The organism is Bradyrhizobium sp. UFLA06-24 (assembly GCF_054967145.1).
In genome coordinates, this window is sequence record NZ_JADFUE010000021.1 from 20030 (window position 1) to 33384 (window position 13355).

Consider the following 13355-nt stretch of genomic DNA (forward strand, 5'->3'; position numbering starts at 1 on the left):
AGCGCCTTTCGAGGGCGAACCCGCGCCTACTTCACAGCGCTAAAGCGGTTGTCGAACGAGTTCGACGACACGACAGGTGCGGCGCCAGCGAGCTGGCCAACGCCGCTACCCGTTACATTACCCGCACTCTCGTTCACCGACGGCTTCAGCGCGGGCCGCGTTGCGGCGACCTTGGTCTCGGCGGGCTTGGCCGGCTCGGCGGATTTGGCGGCAACGGCCGGCTTGTCCTTGGCGGCCTCGTGGTGGCCCGGCACGAACCTCGTCACGGCGGCCTTCAGCCGCGATGCTGCGGTCGCCGGCGTCGTGGCCGGAGCAACCGAAGCGGTTGCTTGCGGCGGCGACGTGGTCGCCGTCGCGTCGGCGGTGCCAAAGCCCATCTTGTGGCCGAGGTTGGAAAAGAAGCCGCCGGACTTCTCGGCCGGCTGCGCCGAAGCGACGCGGGTGTTGCTCGGGGACGTGCTGACGGCGACGACCGGCTCTTCCTGCGGCGCGGCTGCGACCGCGTCGATATTCGGCTTCGGCGGATTGACGGTGCCGGGGATGGTGCCGGGTGCCTTCGACATTGCCAGCATCTGCAGCGTATTGCCTTCGGCGCCTTCCGACAGGCCGGTCGAGCCTTCCGGAATCTTGGAGGCGAAGATCTTGTTCATGCCGCCGTCGATGCCGGTGTTCAGGCGTGCCACCGGCGTGCCCTTGGCGACGAGCTTGTTGTACTCGGCCTCGTCGCGCTGCTCCTTCTCGCGCACGGCGCTGGCGATCTCCTCAGGGATCACATAGGCCGGGCACTTGGCGGAGGCGTCGAATACCGGATCGCGCTTCGCGTCGGGCGCCTTGGCCGCGTCGAACACGTACTTCTTCTCGCAGAAATCGACCTTCGGCTCCTGCCGCGTCACCTCGAAATGATCATAGCCTTCCTTGATCATCCGCCAGAACGGCATGTTCGGATTGTTGCGGTGCTTGGCCATGTTCACCGGCGTCATCCGGAACGGATAGGCCTGGAACTGGAACGCCTTCTGGCCGCCGAAGAAGGACTCGCGGCCGAGCGAATAGATCTCCGCGATCTGCTCGTCCGTCATCGCGTAGCAGCCGCGCGAGGAGCAATCGCCGTGCACCATCAGCTGCGAGCCGGTGCGGCCCAGCGCCTTGTCGAAGGCGTTCGGGAAGCCGGTGTTGAACGAGAGGTAATAGGCCGATTGCGGATTCATCTGGCTCGGATTGATCGAGTAGAATCCTTCCGGCGCCTGGCGGTCGCCTTCGCGCACCTTCGGGCCGAGGTCGCCCGACCAGCGGCAGATCGGATAGGTCTTGAGCAGCGCGAACTGGCCGTTGCGGGTCTGCTTCCAGACCTCGAGCTCGGCCTCCTGCTTGAACAGGCGGATCAGGATCGGCGATTGCAGGTCCATGTCCTTCTCGGCCATCGCGGCGACGAGCTTGGGCGAGACCGGCTGGTTGGCCTTGGCGTTGGTCGCCAGCGACACCTGATCGGTGTCGCAGCCGGCCAGCACAACGCTGGCGGCAAGCGCAACCGAAGCCAAGAGCGCGCGAGCAAGCGAACGAGAATTCAAGATGGACCCCACGACGTGCCGGGCGGAAGCGCGAACCCCGATTTCTTGGAGCATGGCCTGACCGGAAAGCCCGGCACTGTCAGTCCACGCCCCAGCGCTTATGCCCTGAAGCCATTGATTAAAATTCTAACCTCCGCACCTTGGGGTCGCAACCCGAGCTGACATCACGAGCCCGTTGGCCCAGAGGCGTGGTCAACAGAGACTTAAAACTGGCCGGAACTTGGACTTTGCAGCGAAACCGGTAATGAGATCGCCGATTTGGGCAAAAAAAGGGTTAACGGGGGGTTACCGGGCGCCTCGGCGAGGTGCCGCAGGGTGGGCAAAGGCGCGCTTGCGCCGTGCCCACCACTTGTCTCCGTACGCGAATTTGGTGGGCACGCTTCGCTTTGCCCACCCTACACACCGGAATCCGTTCGAATCAGCCCAGTTTCCGGCCGATCTCGAGGAATTTCTGCCGGCGCTGCTTGCGGATGGCATCGCCGTCCATGCCGCGGAGCTCGTCGAACGCCTTGGCGATGGCGTCCCCTGTCGTGGCGATCATGGCAGCGGGGTCGCGGTGGGCGCCGCCGACCGGCTCCTTCAGGATCGCGTCGATCACCCCGAACCGGAGCATGTCCTGGGCGGTGATCTTCATGTTATTGGCGGCTTCCTGCGCCTTGCTGCCGTCGCGCCAGAGGATGGAGGAGGCGGCTTCCGGCGAGATCACGCTGTAGATCGCGTGCTCCAGCATCAAGACCTTGTTGGCGGTGGTGATCGCGATCGCGCCGCCCGACATGCCCTCGCCGGTGATGATGGCGACGTTCGGCACGGTCAACGCCATGCAGGCATCGGTCGAGCGCGCGATGGCTTCGGCCTGTCCCCGCTCCTCGGCGCCGATGCCGGGATAGGCGCCGGCGGAATCGGCGAGCGACAGCACGGGCAGGCCGAACCGCTCGGCCATCTCCATCAGCCGCACGCATTTGCGATAGCCTTCCGGCCGCGCCATGCCGAAATTGTGCTTGATGCGGCTCTCGGTGGAATCACCCTTTTCCTGGCCCATCACGCAGATCGGCTCGCCCCGGAAACGGCCGAAGCCCGCGACCAGCGCCTCGTCCTCGCCGAACTTGCGGTCGCCGGCGAGCGGAGTGAATTCGGTGATCAGGCCCTTGATGAAGTCGTTGAAATGCGGTCGCTGCGGATGCCGCGCCACCAGCGTCTTCTGCCACGGCGTCAGGTTTTGATAGAGGTCGGCCAGCGCCTGCGCCGCCTTGTCCTCGATCCGGCCGATCTCCTCGGCGATGTCGGTGCCGGAGGCAGCCAACGTCCTGAGCTCGTCGACCTTGGAGTCGAGCTCGGCGACGGGCTTTTCGAAGTCGAGATAGCTGCGCATCTGGTCTGGCATCGTTTCAATATAGGGGGACGGGGCGAGAGAGCGAAGCGAGGTTGGGGTCGCGGAAAGAAGTGTAGCGTCTTCAATGAGTTGGCTTGTGTGCTGTGAACAGCATGCCAAATCAATCGTGAGGCCTCGGCTCTTTCTGCGGAGATGTGGCCGAAGTCAAGGCGGTTGGTTCACCTCTCCCGCTTGCGGGAGAGGTCGGCGCGAAGCGCCGGGTGAGGGTTCTTTCCTCTTGGGGAGTGTCCCGGTGCGGAAACACCCTCTCCCCAGCCCTCCCCAGCAAGCGGGCGAGGGAGCGCACCCGCGCGCAGGGCACGGACACCTACTTCTCCGCCAGCGGGTGCAGATCGCGCACCAGGCTCTTCAGCCGCTCCTCGACCACGTGGGTGTAGATCTGGGTGGTCGAGATGTCGGTATGGCCGAGCAGGGTCTGCACGATGCGCAAATCGGCGCCGTTGTGGAGCAAGTGGCTGGCAAAGGCGTGCCGCAGCACGTGCGGGGAAACCAGCCGGGCCTGCAGGCCCGAGGCGACCGCGAGCTCCTTCAAGTCGCGGGCGAAATGTTGCCGCGTCAGGTGACCGCTCTCGCCGAAGGAGGGAAACAGCCATTTCGAGGCGGCGAGGCTGCCCTGCTTCTCGCCCTTTGCGGCCTCCGTCGCGGCGAGATAATCCGCCATGGCCTGGCGCGCGGCCTCGTTCAGCGGCACCAGGCGCTCCTTGTCGCCCTTGCCGCGCACCACGATCATGCGCGCGTCGCGCTTGGCCGCCGAGCGCGGCAGCGATACCAGCTCGGAGACGCGCAGGCCCGTGGCGTAGAGCACCTCGAGCAGACAATAGAGCCGCAAGGCCCGCAACCGCTGCGACGGCGAGGCGTCCGCCGCCTCGCTCATTTCCTTGGCGCGCCGGAGCATGCGGTCGACATCTGATATCGACAGCACCTTCGGCAGGCCGCGGCCGCGCTTGGGGCCTGACAGGATTGCGGCGGGATCTTCGGTCCGGATGCGCTCGTTCAGCAGAAAGCGGAACAGATGCCGCATCGCCGACAGCCGCCGCGCGACGCTGGAGGATTTGAAGCCGCGCGCATCGAGATCGCCGAGATAGTCGCGCAGGATTTGCGTCTCCGCGTCCACAAAGCTGTGGCCGACGCGGCCGAGAAACTCGGAGAAATCGGTGAGGTCGCGCCTGTAGGCATCGAGCGTGTTGGGCCCGGCGCCCTGTTCCGCCGCGAGCATGTCGAGGAACAGGCCGGTGAGCTTGGCGTCCGAGGGCTTGCTGGCGGAGGATTTGCGCATGCCCTTCAGGCTAGGTCCTATTTCTTGAGAAATTTATCCGGCGGGATCGTCACCGTCATTTCCCGCGGCTTCGGATTGACGAAGTTGGCCAGCGCGAACACCACGCCATAGACGATGCCGGCGATCACGGCGACGACCGTCAGGAAGCGGAACAGGCTGGGCATCGGGCAAGGTCTCGAGGAGGGTCTTGAACGGGCAAATTAACCAATGAAATCATCCAACATGTTCGCCGGGTCATAGCAAGAGTCCTCTGGCGAGGGCCCCGAGGGGGTCGTATAGGTGGCCCGGATGCCGCCTTTGGCGGCAGATCGAGCGGGATCCAATCGAGCCAAATCATGTCCGACGCCGTGTTGCCAGCACAAGCGAGCCCCGAGGCCGACATCCTGTCGGCGCTCGGAACACGCTCGATCGTGCTGGTCGGCATGATGGGCGTCGGCAAATCGACCATCGGCCGCCGCATGGCGGCACGCCTCAAGCTGCCCTTCGTCGACGCCGACACCGAGATCGAGGCGGCGGCTGGCATGACCATACCGGAGATCTTCGAGCGCCATGGCGAGCCGCATTTCCGCGACGGTGAGGCGCGGGTGATCGCGCGCCTGCTCGATGGCGGACCGGTGGTGCTGGCGACCGGCGGTGGCGCCTTCATGCGCGAGGAGACGCGGGGGCGCATCGCGGCCAAGGCGATCTCGATCTGGCTCAAGGCCGACCATGACGTCATCATGCGCCGCGTGCGCCGCCGCGCCGACCGTCCGCTGCTGCAGACCGCCGACCCGGAGGGAACCGTGACGCGCCTGCTCACCGAGCGCGAGCCGGTCTACAGCCATGCCGACCTCACCATCGCCTCGCGCGATGTGCCGCATGACCGGATCGTCGATGAGACCATCGCAACGCTGCACGCTTATCTCTGCGGCGAGCCGGCCGCCCAACCTCCTGCCGACCTTGCGAGTGCCGTTCGATGACCGCGCCCCTGAAGCATTCCGACCCCATCAACGTCGATGTCGCGCTCGGTGATCGCGCCTATGACATCGTCATCGGCCGCGGCGTGCTGTCCTCGCTCGGCGAACGCGTTGCCGCATTGCGTCCCGGTGTGCGCACCGCCATCGTCACCGATCGCACCGTCGCAAAATACTGGTTGGAGCCGACCGAGGCTTCGCTTGCCGCGGCCGGCATTCCAACGTCACGTGTCGTGGTTGAGGAAGGCGAGATCTCCAAAACCTATGCGGGGCTGGAAAGAGTCAGCGAAGCCCTGATCGCTGCCAGGATCGAGCGCAACGATCTGGTCATCGCGGTCGGCGGCGGCGTCGTCGGCGATCTCGCCGGCTTTGCTGCGGCGATCCTGCGCCGCGGCGTCGATTTCGTGCAGGTGCCGACCTCGCTGCTGGCGCAGGTCGATTCCAGCGTCGGCGGCAAGACCGGCATCAACTCGCCGCAGGGCAAGAATCTGCTAGGGGCCTTCCACCAGCCGGTGCTGGTGATTGCCGATACCGCCGTGCTCGACACGCTGTCACCGCGGCAATTCCGCGCCGGCTATGCCGAGGTCGCCAAATACGGCGTGCTCGGCGACGAGGCCTTCTTCACCTGGTTGGAGAAGAACCATGCCGACATCTTCAAGGGCGGCTCGGCGCGCGAGCACGCGATCGCGACCTCCTGCCGCGCCAAAGCAGGCGTCGTCTCGCGCGACGAGCGCGAGACCGGGGAGCGCGCGCTGCTCAATCTGGGCCACACGTTCGGCCACGCGTTGGAAGCCGCGACCGGTTTCTCCGATCGCCTGTTCCACGGCGAGGGCGTTGCGATCGGCATGACGCTGGCCGCACAGTTCTCGGCGAGGCTCGGCATGATCGGCGAGGCTGACGCCATCCGTGTCGAGCGTCACCTCATCGAGGCCGGCCTTCCGACACGCCTGCAGGACATCGCCGGCTTCGCGCAGGAGGGCCTTGCCGATGCCGACGCGCTGATGGCACTGATGGCGCAGGACAAGAAGGTCAAGCGCGGCAAGCTCACTTTCATCCTGCTGGAGGCGGTGGGGCGTGCCGTCATCGCCAGGGACGTCGAGCCGGCGCCGGTGCGTGACTTCCTGAAGGACAAGCTCGCTATCAAGGCGTGATTGCGTGGCTGCATGGCTGTTGAGTGATTCATGGACTGGCTCGGCTTCACTATCGTCATCATCTGCCTGCTGGTGTCCGGCTTCTTCGCCGCGAGCGAGACCGCGCTGACCGGCGCTTCGCGCGCCAGCATGCTGCGGCTGTCCAAGCAGGGCAATCGCGATGCCGACGTCGTCTCGCAGCTGCTCGACATGCGCGAGCGCCTGATCGGCGCGCTGCTGCTGGGCAACAACATCGCCAATATCACGGCCTCCGCGCTCGCGACCTCGATCTTCACCGCCTGGTTCGGCGATGTCGGCGTGCTCTACGCCACCGGCGTGATGACGGCGCTGGTCGTGATCTTCGCGGAAGTGCTGCCCAAGACCATCGCCATCAACGCGCCTGACCGCATGGCGCTCGCCGTTGCGCGTCCGATGCGGCTGACGATGTACGTGCTGGGGCCGCTGCTGCGGGTGGTGGAAGTCATCGTGCGCCTGTTGATGCGCGGTTTCGGCCTCGCCGGCGAGCACCAGGCGATCCTGTCGCCGACCGAACGCCTGCGCGGCGCCGTCGACCTCTTGCATCACGAGGGCAAGGTCGAGAAGCAGGACCGCGACATGCTCGGCGGCCTGCTCGACCTGCGCGAACTCCAGGTTTCCGACGTCATGATCCATCGCACCGAGATGATGATGATCAACGCCGATCTGCCTCCGGAGGAGCTGGTGCGCGAAGTGCTGGCGACCGAATACACCCGCATTCCGCTCTGGCGCGAGAAGCCGGAAAACATCATCGGCGTGCTCCACGCCAAGGACCTCCTGCGCGCGATACGCGCGTCCGACGGCGACACCTCGCGCATCGACGTCTCCACCATCGCGCTGCCGCCGTGGTTCGTGCCGGAGATGCGCCCGGTGTCGGAGCAGCTCAAGGCATTCCGCCGGCGAAAAACCCATTTCGCACTGGTTGTCGACGAGTACGGCGAGGTCGAAGGTCTGGTGACGCTGGAAGACATTCTGGAAGAGATCGTCGGCGACATCTCCGATGAGCACGACGTCGTCGTCGCTGGCGTGCGCGCCCAGCCTGATGGTTCCGTCGTGGTCGACGGCTCGGTGCCGATCCGCGACCTCAACCGCGCCATGGACTGGCGCCTGCCCGATGAGGAAGCAACCACGGTTGCCGGTCTCGTGATTCACGAGGCGCGCTCGATTCCCGACCGCGGCCAGAGCTTCACCTTCCACGGCTTCCGCTTCCGCGTCCTCCGCCGCGAACGCAACCGCATCACCGCGCTCCGTATTTCACCGGTCCCGCGCGAAGCCGAGATGGAAGAGGCGAAGCCAAGACGGGCGGGGACGTCGTTCTGACGCAGCAGCTTTGGGCCGCTCAATATCGACGTCGTCGTGGCCGGGCTTGACCCGGCCATCCACATCTTACTTGCCGCATAAAGAACGTGGATGCCCGGGACAAGCCCGGGCATGACGGCTGTTTTTGACGAGCCGCGAAGCTCCTCAGGCGAGCGCGAAGGCCTCAGCCTTCCCCCGGCGCCTGCGCCTGGATCGCCAGCGCATGCACGCTGCCGGAGAGTTCCGCAGCCAGCGCCGAATTAATCATGCGATGGCGATCGACGCGGCTCTTCCCTTTGAAGGCTTCAGATACAATATAGACGCGGAAGTGCGTCTCGCCGCCCGGCCGATGACCGGCATGGCCCTCATGCAAATGTGACTCGTCGACGACTTGCAGGCTTTCCGGCGTGAAAGCTTCCTGCAACTTGTTGCTGATAGTGTCTCGCATAGCCATGTTGTGCCATTCGGGTGCAGAATTCGTTCTCCCGTTATTTGCCGGGTTTGCCGCTAATTGCAATGTCAAGACTTGAAGGTTTTTGCATTGCGTAGTCAAAGTCAGCCATGCCGATCGATTCATCAAAGTTCTTCGACTCCATCCGCGTGAAGCCGCGGGGCAAGCAGCCCGAAGCGAAGCCGCGCGAGACCGTGGTCGCCTGCGAGTGGGCCGGGTGTCAGAACAAGGGCGCGCACCGTGCGCCGAAGGGACGCGAGAACCAGCGCGAGTACTGGCACTTCTGCCTGGATCACGTGCGCGAATACAACCAGAACTACAATTTTTTCTCCGGCATGAATGCCGACGCCGTCGCGCGCTACCAGAAGGATGCGCTGACCGGCCATCGTCCGACCTGGAAGATGGGCGCCAATGGCGGCAAGAAGGGTGCGGAAGCCGAGATCGACATGGCGTCCGATCCGTTCAGCATGTTCAGCGAGATCAACGGGCGCGCGAGCTGGCGCAAGGGCCCCGAAGCGGAGCCCAAGCCGGAAACGCGCAAGGTGATGAATGCCGAGCGCAAGGCGCTTCAGGTCATGGGCCTGGGCCCCAGTGCCACGCTCGCCGACGTCAAGACCAAGTACAAGGCGCTGGTCAAGCAGCACCATCCCGACGCCAATGGCGGCGACCGCTCCACTGAGGATCGCCTGATCGAGATCATCAAGGCGTATAATTATCTGAAGACGGTGGTGCGGGAGGCCTAGGGCATGATCCGGAAAAGCATGAAACGGCTTTCCGGAAAGATCATGCTCACACAATGAGCGAAAGCTCGACCGCGGTTCGCCTCGGTCTCATCCCGGCTTGGTCTACGTTTGCGGCAAGGACAGTTCGCATAGCAGTCCTTCCGGGCGCCACTGCCGCGTCACCTTTCCCCGTAATGTCCGGACGATGCCGTCGACGGCGCCGATTCCAAAGCCCTTGCGCTTCGGCGGCTCGTTGACCCGGGGACCGCGGCTTTCCGACCAGCGCAGCACGAGAGGCTCCGCGCCATCGGTCTCCCAGCGAATCTCCAGCCGGCCCGAAGGCATCGACAGCGCACCATATTTGGCGGCGTTGGTCGCCAGTTCGTGCAGCGCGACCGCGATCGACTGCGCCAGAGTAGGCGGCAGATGCACGTCCTCTCCCGCCATTTTGATCCGCTCGCCGTCCGGGCTCGCGTACGGCCGCAGTTCTTCTTCCACGATGGTCTTCAGGTTCGCACCTGTCCAGCGCGAGGCAGAGAACAGTCGCTGCACGTTGGCAAGTGCGCTGAGCCGGCCCGCAAATGCGGCCTGAAACTCTTCAGCGGTATCCGCCTTCGTCAACCGCAGCATGGCCTGAGACACTGCAAGCAGATTGTTCGCGCGGTGGTCGACCTCGGATGTGAGCAGCATCATCCGCTGCTCGGCCTGCTTGCGAGAGGTGATGTCGACCAGCATGTTCACTGCGCCAACCAGTCGGCCACGCTCGTCCCGCAGCGGTGTCGGATATGGCACGAACCAGATCCGGGAGCCGTCCGGCCGTTCCGCCACAGCCTCGACGTCGCGCACCGGCCGGTTCTCCTTGAGCGCGACGGCCATCGGGCATTCGTCGTGGGGAAGTGGCGTGCCGTCAGGAAGATAGAGCTTCCATGTCACGCACCACATCGCGCCGATTTCCGGCGTACGTCCGGCAAAGTGGATGCAGGCTTGATTGAAGAACGTGATGCGGCCGGTTGCATCGGTCGTGTAGATCGCGGCGGGCAGCGCCTGGAGCAGGTCCCGGAACCGCTTCTCGGACTCGGATCCAACCTCGAGCCGGCTCGCCGTATAGCCGGCGGCGATCTCGCCGATTCTGGCCTCGTCCGCATGTCCAAACAAGTCCAGCATTGCGTTCCTCTGCGGGGCCAGATCTGGCAATGCGCCGGACGCGCGTATGTTCCAGGGTGCTCGTTGACGATGTACCGGCTCCTTCAGCGATCCGATCAGGACGTCGCGTCCGACGGCGGAGCGCAGCTCCGCCGTCGCCCTTACTCATGTTCGCCAAATCGTCTCACGCCTCCGGCATCGCCCCGACATAGGACGAGCTTGGCCGGATCAGCCGCCCGGTGCGCTGCTGCTCGCGCGCATGCGCGGTCCAACCTGCGGCGCGCGCCACCGCGAAGATCGGCGTGAAGGCCTGGCGCGGGATCGCAAGCGCATCGAGCAGAATCGCGGTGAAGAACTCGACATTGGTCTCCAGCGGCCGCTCCGGATTCTTCTTGCGCAAGGCTGCGCGGATATAGGCCTCGACCTCGCCGGCAAACGGCAAATCGGTGCCGTTCGACGCAAGCGCCTCCACCGCGGTCTTGAGCACGTCGGCGCGTGGATCGCGGACGCGATAGACCCGGTGACCAAAGCCCATCATCCGCTCGCCGCGCGCCAGTGCTGCATCGACCCAGGGCTGGATGCGTTCGCGCGTGCCGATGGCGTCCAGCATTTCCAGCACCGGCTCCGGTGCGCCGCCATGCAGCGGACCGGTCAGCGCGCAATAGCCGGCGGTGACGGCGGCGAACAGATCGGCCTGCGTCGAGGCCACCACGCGCGCGGTAAAGGTCGAAGCGTTCATGCCATGGTCGCTCGCGGTGACGAGATAGGCATCGAGCGCGGTGACTTCGCGCGCGGCCGGTGCGCGCCCGTGCAGCATGCGCAGCGTATCTGCGGCATGGCTCACGGTCGGATCGGGGGCGACCGGGTCGAGCCCTTTCGCGCGCCGGACCAGCGCGCCCGCAATGACCGGGAACGCGCCGACGATGGTCGCCTCGTGCTCGAGCCCGGGCTCGGCGCGAAGTCCCGCGACGGCGGCACGAAAGCCGTCGATGATGCCCATGCCTTGCGTCGCTGCCAGCAACTGCGGCAGGCGGGCAAAGGCGCGTTCGCGCGCCGCGCCCAGGCTCGCCCGTACATTGGCTTCGGTGAGGGCAGTCTTCCTGGCGCCGTTCCAGAGCCGGGCGGTGACGCCCTCGAAACTGGAGGCGGCCGCGAGGCGGCCGACATGCTCGCCGGCGATGATCAGTTCGCCGCGTTCGCCGTCGACATGGCTCAGCACCGTCTCGGCCGCGGGAACGCCGTCCAGCCCGATCTGGCTTTTGGTGAGGTGGATGTTCATGGCCCAATCTCCCTTTTTGCACTGCACGAAGAGAAATTCGGGCCTCTCGACAGATTGATCAATCTTGATTACATCAATCAATATGAAAAATTCGGAAGGCCTCTACCTGTCCGCCCGTGAAGCGGCGGCCGAGCTCGCGATCTCGCCGGCCACGCTCTACGCCTATGTCAGCCGCGGACTGATCCGCTCCGAGCCGACCCCGGACTCGCGCAAGAACCGCTACCGCGCCGAGGACGTGCGCGCGCTGAAAGAGCGGCGCGTGCCGTCGCCGGAGCCGCGCGGCCTGCGCAGCTTCGACGCCGATTTGCCCGTCATGGACACGGAGATCTCGACCATCACTGAGGAGGGCGCGATCTATCGCGGCGTCAACTGCGTCGATCTTTCGGAACGTGACACGCTGGAGCACACCGCGACGCTGCTCTGGGACGTCGCCGACGTCGATCCCTTCGCGCCCGACAACCAGCCGAAGTTCTCCGACGAGATGCGCGCGATTGCGGACGCTGCGCGCCGCGCCGCGCCGATCGACCGCGCCATCGCCGTGCTCGCGCTGGCGACCAGCGCCGATTCCCGCGCGTTCACCCGCGCACCCGATGGCCGCGCCATGGTCGGCGCACGCATCGTCCGGCTGCTTGTTGCCACGATGCTGAATGCCGAACCGTCATCCGAGCCGCTGCATCAGCAGATCGCGCGCGCCTGGGCTCCTGACAACAAGCACGCGCCCGACCTGATCCGCCGCGCGCTGGTACTGCTGGCCGATCACGAGCTGAACGCCTCGACATTCACGGCGCGCTGCGCGGCCTCGACCGGGCTCAGTCTCTACGATGCCGTCATCGCCGGTCTTGCCGCGCTGAAAGGTCCGAAGCACGGCGGCGCCGGCGTGCTGGCCTCGCAGCTCGTCAAGACGCTGATCGATCGCGACGTCGAGCCGATGGTGCGCGAGCGCGTGGCGCTCGGCGAGCGCTTTCCCGGCTTTGGCCATGGGGTCTACAAGCGCGGCGATCCCCGCGCGCAATCGCTCTTGAATGCCCTGGCGCGCGCCGGCGCGCCGCGCAAATTCACCAAGGAAGTGCCGGAGCGGATCGCGGAAGCGACCGGCGAGTTCGTCAATATCGATTACGTGCTCGCCGTGCTCGTGCACGCGCTGCGCCTGCCCGTCGGCAGCGAGCTCGCGCTGTTCGCGATGGCCCGCAGCGTCGGCTGGATCGCGCATGCGAGCGAGCAATTACAGTTCGGCAAGCTGATCCGGCCAAGGGCAAGGTATGTGGGACCGGCGCCGGGACGGCGGGCGGGGGCTGCGGGTTAGAAAAACCGGGAACGCGCCATGCCTGCCGCTGTCGTCAACTAAGCCCGCGGCTTGGCCGTCGCGGCGATGCCATTTTGTCGGCGGTGGTACAGCCAAACGCCGAAGCCGCCGACCACCGCCGTCGCCACCACGGTCAAGATCCAGATATGCTTGCCGACGTGATCATGGTGGTGGAGCCCGGCATATTCGTGCAGCGCAGAGACCGCGAGCACGCCCGGCAGCACATGGGCCGGCGCCCAGACCAGGATTGCGGGAATGTTGACCGCGTAGAATTTCGCCGGCGCCATATCGAGCGCACCGGCGGTCACGGGCACGAAGGCGCGGATCGGCGGCACGAAGCGGGCGAAGAACACGGCCCAGGTGCCGAAGCGGTGGAAGAAGCTCTCGCTCTCCTGCACCACGCGCGGATAGTTGCTCAGCGGCCAGGTGTTGAGAATCTCGCGCTGCTGCCGGTGTCCCAGCCAGTAGGCCGAGCCATCGCCGAGCACGGCGCCGATGGCGGCCGCCAGCAGCACCCATTGCAGCTTCAGCTCGCCGCCGGGAACCAGGGCGCTCAGCGCCAGGATGATGGTCGAGCCGGGGATCACTGATCCCACCACCGGCACCGCCTCGAGCAGCGCCGCCAGGAACAGGGTCAGGTAGGCCAGCCACGCGTGGACTGAAACGAAGGAGATCAGGGGATCAAGAAAGGACGTCACGAGGTCTCTGTAGCGGGCTGGGGCATTCGGGTTCAGACCCTACATAAGTAAGGTTGAGCGATGAAAGTGCCATCCGCTTGGGCAGGGCGTCACTCCGGGGCGAAATTTGG

General features: G+C 65.6%; 13 protein-coding genes. 5 read left to right on the plus strand and 8 right to left on the minus strand.

Going from position 1 to position 13355, the window contains the following annotated elements:
* Nucleotides 1-26: 26 nt before the first annotated feature.
* The 4 genes from IF809_RS18490 to IF809_RS18505 form a co-directional block, all read right to left on the minus strand.
* Nucleotides 27-1565 carry a L,D-transpeptidase family protein gene (locus IF809_RS18490; protein WP_462838143.1) on the minus strand — a complete coding sequence of 513 codons (1539 nt, stop codon included), beginning with the start codon at nt 1563-1565 and terminating at the stop codon, nt 27-29.
* 418 nt (nt 1566-1983) lie between these two features.
* Complete coding sequence (locus IF809_RS18495; protein WP_128963574.1) at nt 1984-2946, minus strand: acetyl-CoA carboxylase carboxyltransferase subunit alpha; 963 nt, start codon at nt 2944-2946, stop codon at nt 1984-1986.
* Nucleotides 2947-3262: 316 nt separating this feature from the next.
* Nucleotides 3263-4231 (minus strand): site-specific tyrosine recombinase XerD, encoded by a 969-nt coding sequence (gene xerD / locus IF809_RS18500; RefSeq protein ID WP_462838144.1) that lies wholly within the window; start codon nt 4229-4231, stop codon nt 3263-3265.
* A 17-nt stretch (nt 4232-4248) separates the two neighbouring features.
* Complete coding sequence (locus IF809_RS18505; protein ID WP_035669499.1) at nt 4249-4395, minus strand: hypothetical protein; 147 nt, start codon at nt 4393-4395, stop codon at nt 4249-4251.
* Between the two features lie 171 nt (nt 4396-4566).
* On the opposite strand from IF809_RS18505, the gene IF809_RS18510 reads away from it, so the two are divergent.
* From IF809_RS18510 to IF809_RS18520, 3 genes are read left to right on the plus strand one after another with little or no spacing between them, the layout of a single operon-like run.
* On the plus strand, nt 4567-5190 hold the full coding sequence (locus IF809_RS18510; RefSeq protein WP_462838145.1) for a shikimate kinase: 624 nt from the start codon (nt 4567-4569) through the stop codon (nt 5188-5190).
* The gene (aroB, locus tag IF809_RS18515; protein WP_462838146.1) at nt 5187-6335 is read left to right on the plus strand and encodes a 3-dehydroquinate synthase; all 1149 of its coding nucleotides are present in this window, start codon (nt 5187-5189) and stop codon (nt 6333-6335) included. The genes IF809_RS18510 and aroB overlap by 4 nt, the downstream gene beginning before the upstream one ends.
* A 30-nt stretch (nt 6336-6365) precedes the next feature.
* The gene (locus IF809_RS18520) at nt 6366-7670 is read left to right on the plus strand and encodes an HlyC/CorC family transporter (protein WP_128963578.1); all 1305 of its coding nucleotides are present in this window, start codon (nt 6366-6368) and stop codon (nt 7668-7670) included.
* Nucleotides 7671-7833: 163 nt separating this feature from the next.
* Here IF809_RS18520 and IF809_RS18525 read toward each other — a convergent pair whose 3' ends face one another.
* On the minus strand, nt 7834-8103 hold the full coding sequence (locus IF809_RS18525) for a BolA family protein (RefSeq protein ID WP_128969116.1): 270 nt from the start codon (nt 8101-8103) through the stop codon (nt 7834-7836).
* Nucleotides 8104-8210: 107 nt separating this feature from the next.
* Here IF809_RS18525 and IF809_RS18530 point away from each other — a divergent pair, with 107 nt between their 5' ends.
* Entirely contained in the window at nt 8211-8843 is a 633-nt protein-coding gene (locus IF809_RS18530; RefSeq protein WP_128963579.1) for a J domain-containing protein, read from the plus strand.
* Nucleotides 8844-8945: 102 nt separating this feature from the next.
* Here IF809_RS18530 and IF809_RS18535 read toward each other — a convergent pair whose 3' ends face one another.
* Together IF809_RS18535 and IF809_RS18540 are read right to left on the minus strand one after the other, a co-directional pair.
* Nucleotides 8946-9986 carry an HWE histidine kinase domain-containing protein gene (locus IF809_RS18535; RefSeq protein ID WP_462838147.1) on the minus strand — a complete coding sequence of 347 codons (1041 nt, stop codon included), beginning with the start codon at nt 9984-9986 and terminating at the stop codon, nt 8946-8948.
* Between the two features lie 163 nt (nt 9987-10149).
* On the minus strand, nt 10150-11244 hold the full coding sequence (locus IF809_RS18540; protein ID WP_462838148.1) for a citrate synthase/methylcitrate synthase: 1095 nt from the start codon (nt 11242-11244) through the stop codon (nt 10150-10152).
* A gap of 82 nt (nt 11245-11326) precedes the next feature.
* On the opposite strand from IF809_RS18540, the gene IF809_RS18545 reads away from it, so the two are divergent.
* The gene (locus tag IF809_RS18545; protein ID WP_462838149.1) at nt 11327-12547 is read left to right on the plus strand and encodes a citrate synthase; all 1221 of its coding nucleotides are present in this window, start codon (nt 11327-11329) and stop codon (nt 12545-12547) included.
* Nucleotides 12548-12585: 38 nt separating this feature from the next.
* On the opposite strand, the gene IF809_RS18550 is transcribed toward IF809_RS18545, so the two are convergent.
* On the minus strand, nt 12586-13245 hold the full coding sequence (locus tag IF809_RS18550) for a DedA family protein (RefSeq protein ID WP_128963583.1): 660 nt from the start codon (nt 13243-13245) through the stop codon (nt 12586-12588).
* Nucleotides 13246-13355 lie beyond the last annotated feature (110 nt).

Excerpts from the sequence above, each read along its gene's own strand:
- IF809_RS18540 (WP_462838148.1), bottom strand. The coding sequence starts at position 11,244 with ATGAACATCCACCTCACCAAAAGCCAGATCGGGCTGGACGGCGTTCCC.
- IF809_RS18495 (WP_128963574.1), bottom strand. The coding sequence starts at position 2,946 with ATGCCAGACCAGATGCGCAGCTATCTCGACTTCGAAAAGCCCGTCGCC.
- IF809_RS18530 (WP_128963579.1), top strand. The coding sequence starts at position 8,211 with ATGCCGATCGATTCATCAAAGTTCTTCGACTCCATCCGCGTGAAGCCG.
- xerD (WP_462838144.1), bottom strand. The coding sequence starts at position 4,231 with ATGCGCAAATCCTCCGCCAGCAAGCCCTCGGACGCCAAGCTCACCGGC.
- aroB (WP_462838146.1), top strand. The coding sequence starts at position 5,187 with ATGACCGCGCCCCTGAAGCATTCCGACCCCATCAACGTCGATGTCGCG.
- IF809_RS18535 (WP_462838147.1), bottom strand. The coding sequence starts at position 9,986 with ATGCTGGACTTGTTTGGACATGCGGACGAGGCCAGAATCGGCGAGATC.
- IF809_RS18525 (WP_128969116.1), bottom strand. The coding sequence starts at position 8,103 with ATGGCTATGCGAGACACTATCAGCAACAAGTTGCAGGAAGCTTTCACG.
- IF809_RS18520 (WP_128963578.1), top strand. The coding sequence starts at position 6,366 with ATGGACTGGCTCGGCTTCACTATCGTCATCATCTGCCTGCTGGTGTCC.
- IF809_RS18510 (WP_462838145.1), top strand. The coding sequence starts at position 4,567 with ATGTCCGACGCCGTGTTGCCAGCACAAGCGAGCCCCGAGGCCGACATC.
- IF809_RS18545 (WP_462838149.1), top strand. The coding sequence starts at position 11,327 with ATGAAAAATTCGGAAGGCCTCTACCTGTCCGCCCGTGAAGCGGCGGCC.
- IF809_RS18505 (WP_035669499.1), bottom strand. The coding sequence starts at position 4,395 with ATGCCCAGCCTGTTCCGCTTCCTGACGGTCGTCGCCGTGATCGCCGGC.